Consider the following 5,865-nt stretch of genomic DNA (forward strand, 5'->3'; position numbering starts at 1 on the left):
TATCCTCAATTAACAGCAACAGATTTAGCTAATGGCTGGGCTTATGCTGAAGCTTTCCCTGATGAAATTGCCGAAGCAATTGCTGCTAACGAGGAAGCATAAATGATTAAGTTATATGCTGACGAAAATTTTGAATTTCCAGTAGTGAGGCGACTCAGAGAAAAAGGCTATGACATATTAACAACGAGAGAAGCCGGAAAGGATAATCAGAGTATTCCCGATGAAGAGGTACTAGAATTTGCCATCAGTCAAAATCGGGCAGTCATAACTCTAAATTACAATCATTTTAAAAATCTTCATAAGCAAGTGAGAACTCATAAGGGGATTATAATTTGCAGCAGAAATGATGACTGGGATAATTTTGCCGACTGTATAGATATGGCACTGCGCAACGAAGAATCGATCGATGGTAAATTAATTCGGGTAAATCGTCCTGCTAAGTAGCATTTTAGAAAATAAGCTACTATCTCTTCGCCTACCAAATTGTATTCTTGCCATGCGATCGATCGCGTTTATCTAGACAAGCGTTTAGTCTGTGTTAGATTATTTAACTAGAAGATTTAATCGATCGCAAACAATTAGACCGCTAACACAGCTCGACAGCATTTATGGTGTCGAGCTGTGTATATTTGCTATCGCACCGATCCCGATTAGGAGTGTAAAAACTCCATAATGTCGCCTTCTTGGACTAGGTATTCCTTACCTTCACTCCGCAGTACGCCCTTATCCTTAGCAGCTTGCATCGAGCCAGTGGCGACCATATCAGTATATGAAATCGTTTTCGCGCGAATGAAACCTTTCTCGAAGTCCGAGTGAATCACCCCTGCGGCTTGCGGTGCAAACATCCCCGCTTTAATCGTCCAGGCGCGGGTTTCTTTTGGCCCGGTGGTAAAATAGGTGCGGAGTCCGAGCAGGTGGTAGGTAGCGCGAATTAGGGATTTTAAACCACCTTCAGATACGCCTAAAGATTCGAGAAACTCGGCTTTCTCTTCTTCTGGCAGTTCGAGCAGTTCGGCTTCTACTTGAGCGGAAACGATCGTGACTTGCGCATCTTCTTTAGCGGCTACGGCGCGCACTTTCTCGACGAAATCATTGCCTGTCGCTAAGTCTTCTTCCGATACATTCGCCGCATAAATCATTGGTTTGCGGGTGAGCAATCCCAAACCTTTAATACTTTCGCTTTCTTCGTCGCTTAATTCGACTTGACGAGCGGCTTTGCCTGCATTGAGATCCTTAAGCAGTTTTTCTAAGGCGACGACTTCGATTTGGGCTTCCTTGCTGGTTCTGGCTGTCTTCCGCGCTCGATCGATCCGCTTCTCGATTTGGTCGATGTCGGCTAAAATCAGTTCCAGATTGATGACTTCAATATCCTGCTGGGGATCGACGACGCCGGAAACATGGATGATATCGTCATCTTCAAAACAGCGGACGACTTGGACGAGGGTATCGACTTCCCGAATGTGCGAGAGAAACTTGCTCCCCAAACCTTCGCCCTGACTGGCTCCTTTGACTAATCCCGCGATATCGACAAATTCCACCCGCGTGGGGACGATGTTCTCGGAATTAACCATGTTGGCAAGGACTTGCAACCGTTCGTCGGGAACGGACACGCTACCGACATTCGGCTCGATCGTGCAAAATGGATAGTTAGCAGCTTCAGCTTTGGCATTGGCAACTAGGGCATTAAATAATGTCGATTTGCCCACATTTGGCAGTCCAACGATTCCGGCTCTTAGCATTTTTAGTCTCAGGTGATGACAACTTCACTCGATCGATTATACGCGATCGCTGCTCCAAGGGGGAGACGGGGAGACTGGAGGATTAGGAGACTGGAAGCGTCAAAAACACAGACGATCGGGTCTGAATCTAGTAACGGCAAATAGGTTACGATTGGTTAGTAAATTCATTGGTTTAGTTGTTTCCCAGATTGGGACAACCAATTGAAACAATCCTCAAAAATCGACAGATCCACACGTCAGGATCGCGGACAATCGGAGATATTTTTACCGTAATTTCACCACTAATTTAGCTCCCAGTCCCCTCGTCCCTCCGTCCCCATTTAGCAATACCAACGCTGTGACTAGACATAAATTCAAGGAACTGCGTCCCGAGAGCTACCGACATCCGCTCGATCGTCAAGCATTGATGAATCTAGAGAAGATGCCCGGTTTATCGTTGCTGCTCAAAAAGATTAACGAGTATAGTATCGATCGATTGGTACGGGTGCAAGTTCAGGGTGAAGATTTTCGAGTTACTAGTGCCAACTTTCCCGCATTGCATCAGGCTCTGCTCGAAGCGGCGGCAATTTTGGATGTCAGTCCCGTGCCTGAATTATATCTGCATCGCGGTACGGGACATATTGTTTCTTATGCGATCGGTGTCGAGCAGCCCTCGATTGGCATCAATCTAGAGGCAATGGAATGGCTCTGTGATGATGAATTACTCTTTTTACTCGGACACGAGCTGGCGCGCGTCAAGAGCGGCTATTTAGCTTATCAGCAGTTGTCAATTGTGATGCCGATGCTCAAAAGCGTGCTGAGTACTACTACCTTTGGATTGGGCGGACTAGCCGCTAATGGGGTGGAAGTCGCGCTCTACAATTGGATCGTAATGTCTAAATTTACTAGCGATCGGGCGGGTTTACTCGCCTGTCAAAATCTCGATAGTGCGATCTCGACATTGATGAAGCTAAGTGGTTTGCCTAACGAATATCTCAACAAACAAACGATCGATGCCTTTGAAGCCCAAGCTAGACAGTTCGATGCTAATAGTATCAGCAATCTCGACCGCATTACCAAGATTGTCAGCTTTATGAATTATCAAAGTCCCTGGGGTGTAATGCGCGCCTCACAATTGCTCGAATGGGCAGATTCGGGAGAATACTCCCGATTGTTGGAATTTTCGATCTAGACGGACGAATTTTAGGTGTAAGGGAATAACAGAATGTGCGTCTAACTGGCTTTGCTTATGCTGAGGCATTTGGGATAATAGAAGATGGGTATTCGTGGTGCGAACCGCAAGCATCTGAATACTTTGACGATCGTCCTCGCACAAGCATTGATATGTCCCAATTTAAACCTTGCATCACCGATGATGGTTCTTATACCTTTTTCTCGGAGGAGTTTGGGCAGACTTTTCACAGTAAATTTGGTGCCAAAGAAGAGTCAATTTTTAAATATGCCATTCCAACTTTATTAGCCGAAAAAGCTAGTCGCGGGCATTTGCAAATTTTAGATATTTGTTATGGATTGGGCTACAATAGTGCCGCAGCTTTGGCGACGATTTGGCGATCGCATCCTGCATGTACAGTAGAAATTATCGCCCTAGAACTCGATCGATCTGTGCCAGTTTCGGCGATCGAACATAATTTGCTCGGCGACTGGGCAGAGCCGATTCCGCAACTATTAACTCAATTAGTAAATACCGAAATAGTGGAGAGCGATCGCTTAACAGCTCGATTAATTCTGGGCGACGCGAGACAAACAATCGATCGAGTACTAGCAACAGGATTCATAGCCGATGCGATTTTTCTCGATCCGTTTTCACCAACTGCTTGTCCGCAATTATGGACGATCGAATTTATCGATCGAGTCGCTAAATGTTGCGCGCCAGATGGGATAATTGCCACCTATTCATGTGCATCGGCAGTTCGCACCGCGCTAGTGGCAGCCGGATTATCTGTCGGCGATAGTAGTCCCGTCGGGAGAAAATCACCAGGCACGGTTGCGAGTTTCAATGCCGCACAATTGACGCCATTATCACCACAAGAACTCGAACATTTGCAGACGCGTGCGGCAGTGCCCTATCGCGATCCGAGTTGTACGGATTCGATGGCCAAAATCATCATTCGTCGCGAACTCGAACAGGATGAATGCGGATTGGAAACTACCTCACAATGGAAGAAGCGATGGCGGACTAAATAACTAGCGATCTTCGCCTGGGCGACGATCGTTAATACGATCCTTCTCGCAATAAAACTACCTTAATTGTGGCAAGTAATATTTTCACATCCAGGGCGAGCGACCACTGGAGGATATAGACCATATCCCAATAAAAAATTTCCTCGGAATCAGTACTGGCACGACCTTTTACTTGCCACAATCCAGTCACCCCAGGCAACACTTCGTAGCGCAAGAAGCGGTCGTGGGTAAATTGTTCGGTGTTTTGGATGGACAACTCATAATCTCGAATCGCCAGCGGACGCGGTCCGACTAGGCTCATTTGGCCTTGCAAAACATTGAATAGTTGTGGCAATTCATCCAAACTATATTTTCGCAGAAATTTACCGACTTTGGTAATCCGGGGATCTTCTTTGATTTTAAATAAGACGCCACCTTTGACTTCATTTTGAGCTTCGAGTGCTTGTTGCAGTTCGTTAGCATTTGCCACCATCGTCCGGAATTTCCACACTTTAAAGCGATGGCCTTTTAAACCAACCCGATCTTGCTTGTAGAAAATTGACCCAGAAGATGTTTTATTGACGACGATCGCAATCGTTATCAATAATGGTGATAGGACAATCAACAGGATCGATGAAGCTGTCAAATCGAATATTCGTTTGAGCCAAAAGCTAATTCCAAAAATTGGCAGCGATTTAAAGCGGACTGTGGGGATTTCTTCGATCATCTTGATCTCCGCAGAGCGTTGCGGGAGCTGGAGATCGGTCGGTACCATCCGCAGATGAATGCCAGCAGCTTTGAGATTCCAGAATAAAATAATTTGATTGTCAATGAGCTGTTGAGAGCAGATAAATACCTCACTGACTTTGCGCGCTCGAATCCGCGCAATCATCTGTTCCAACTGCGTGTGGATATCCCAAACTGACAGATCGATCGTGCTATCGATTCTAAATTGTTGAGATCGATCGAGCAATTTTCGCACCTTTTCGATATCCTCTGGATGTCCGACTAGCACGATTGATTGCTTAAAAATCGGGTAATGCTTCCGGAGTTGAATGTTGACGCTGTCAAATAAAAATCTCGCCAAACCGATCGAGACAAAGTTTAGCAACCAAGCAATGATAAATACCAGCCGCGATACCCACCACAGACCGGGTTGATAGAAAAACGCCGCAATCAAAATGACAACTTGCGCGAGTGTCAGTGCTTTGAATAATTTGGCAAATCTGTGTAACTTATCATCAGTTCCATAAAATCCCGAAGCCGCCAGCGTGCCGATCGTAATTGCCACAATTGGGGCGGTCGTCAGTGCGAGATGGGAGCCTGATGTGACGATCCCAATTCGATCGGCAATCGTCCAGGATCCGTATAGCATGAGAGCATCTAGTCCCAACATGACGATCGATCTGAGGATCGCGATCGGTGTCCGCCAGCGCATCGATAGCTGCATGGCGCGGATATCTTCTGTCTGCCACAGGTTGCTGGTTGTAGGAGTATTTTTTTTGAGATCGGTCATACGATCGCTCCGAAGTTAGATTGAATAAACTTGAATACAACTAGCCAAAACTTGTACTCACAATATAATGACCGAAGAGCTTGCTTTTTCCCTGTAGCATACTCGCACATCATCGCTAAAAAATAGCACCGATGTCAATTATCATTTGGCTGAATCGCTAGCACAAAGTCCTGTCGCTTGGCGATCCAAAATAGCTAAAAGCAACAAACGTTACCAGACAAGCTCTGCGTCGTACTTTATATACTAATATGTAATTGCAACATAGATCTATCGTTAGATAGATATTTTCCGGTTTCAAAAAATTAGTATACTTTGATACATAAACTAATCGTTTGTATATGTGGACACAGCTTGCACGCGGTAATAGTTAGCGGGCATCCTCGATTGCAGTTAGAACGCACCGATTTAGTCACAAAAAAATCCCGATCGAGCCTTAACTGTTTTATGTTT

Annotated in this window: 5 protein-coding genes; 3 read left to right on the top strand and 2 right to left on the bottom strand. The window is 45.6% G+C overall.

All coding sequences use genetic code 11. The features are described from left to right. Positions 1-102: 102 nt before the first annotated feature. On the top strand, positions 103-444 hold the full coding sequence (locus RMO84_RS20425; RefSeq protein WP_310490274.1) for a DUF5615 family PIN-like protein: 342 nt from the start codon (positions 103-105) through the stop codon (positions 442-444). A 206-nt stretch (positions 445-650) separates the two neighbouring features. Here RMO84_RS20425 and ychF read toward each other — a convergent pair whose 3' ends face one another. After that, the gene (ychF, locus tag RMO84_RS20430; RefSeq protein WP_310490275.1) at positions 651-1,739 is read right to left on the bottom strand and encodes a redox-regulated ATPase YchF; all 1,089 of its coding nucleotides are present in this window, start codon (positions 1,737-1,739) and stop codon (positions 651-653) included. 337 nt (positions 1,740-2,076) lie between these two features. Here ychF and RMO84_RS20435 point away from each other — a divergent pair, with 337 nt between their 5' ends. Both RMO84_RS20435 and RMO84_RS20440 read left to right on the top strand, forming a co-directional pair. Further along, positions 2,077-2,910 carry a M48 family metallopeptidase gene (locus tag RMO84_RS20435; protein ID WP_310490276.1) on the top strand — a complete coding sequence of 278 codons (834 nt, stop codon included), beginning with the start codon at positions 2,077-2,079 and terminating at the stop codon, positions 2,908-2,910. Positions 2,911-2,945: 35 nt separating this feature from the next. Beyond that, positions 2,946-3,923: an MnmC family methyltransferase gene (locus tag RMO84_RS20440; RefSeq protein WP_310490277.1), complete on the top strand. Its 978-nt coding sequence runs from the start codon at positions 2,946-2,948 to the stop codon at positions 3,921-3,923. 28 nt (positions 3,924-3,951) lie between these two features. Here RMO84_RS20440 and RMO84_RS20445 read toward each other — a convergent pair whose 3' ends face one another. Beyond that, entirely contained in the window at positions 3,952-5,415 is a 1,464-nt protein-coding gene (locus tag RMO84_RS20445; protein ID WP_310490278.1) for a sugar transferase, read from the bottom strand. Positions 5,416-5,865: the final 450 nt, after the last annotated feature.

The organism is Chamaesiphon sp. VAR_69_metabat_338 (genome assembly GCF_031423935.1).
In the GTDB taxonomy this organism is placed as follows: Bacteria; Cyanobacteriota; Cyanobacteriia; order Cyanobacteriales; family Chamaesiphonaceae; genus Chamaesiphon.

Excerpts from the sequence above, each read along its gene's own strand:
- RMO84_RS20425 (WP_310490274.1), top strand. The coding sequence starts at position 103 with ATGATTAAGTTATATGCTGACGAAAATTTTGAATTTCCAGTAGTGAGG.
- ychF (WP_310490275.1), bottom strand. The coding sequence starts at position 1,739 with ATGCTAAGAGCCGGAATCGTTGGACTGCCAAATGTGGGCAAATCGACA.
- RMO84_RS20445 (WP_310490278.1), bottom strand. The coding sequence starts at position 5,415 with ATGACCGATCTCAAAAAAAATACTCCTACAACCAGCAACCTGTGGCAG.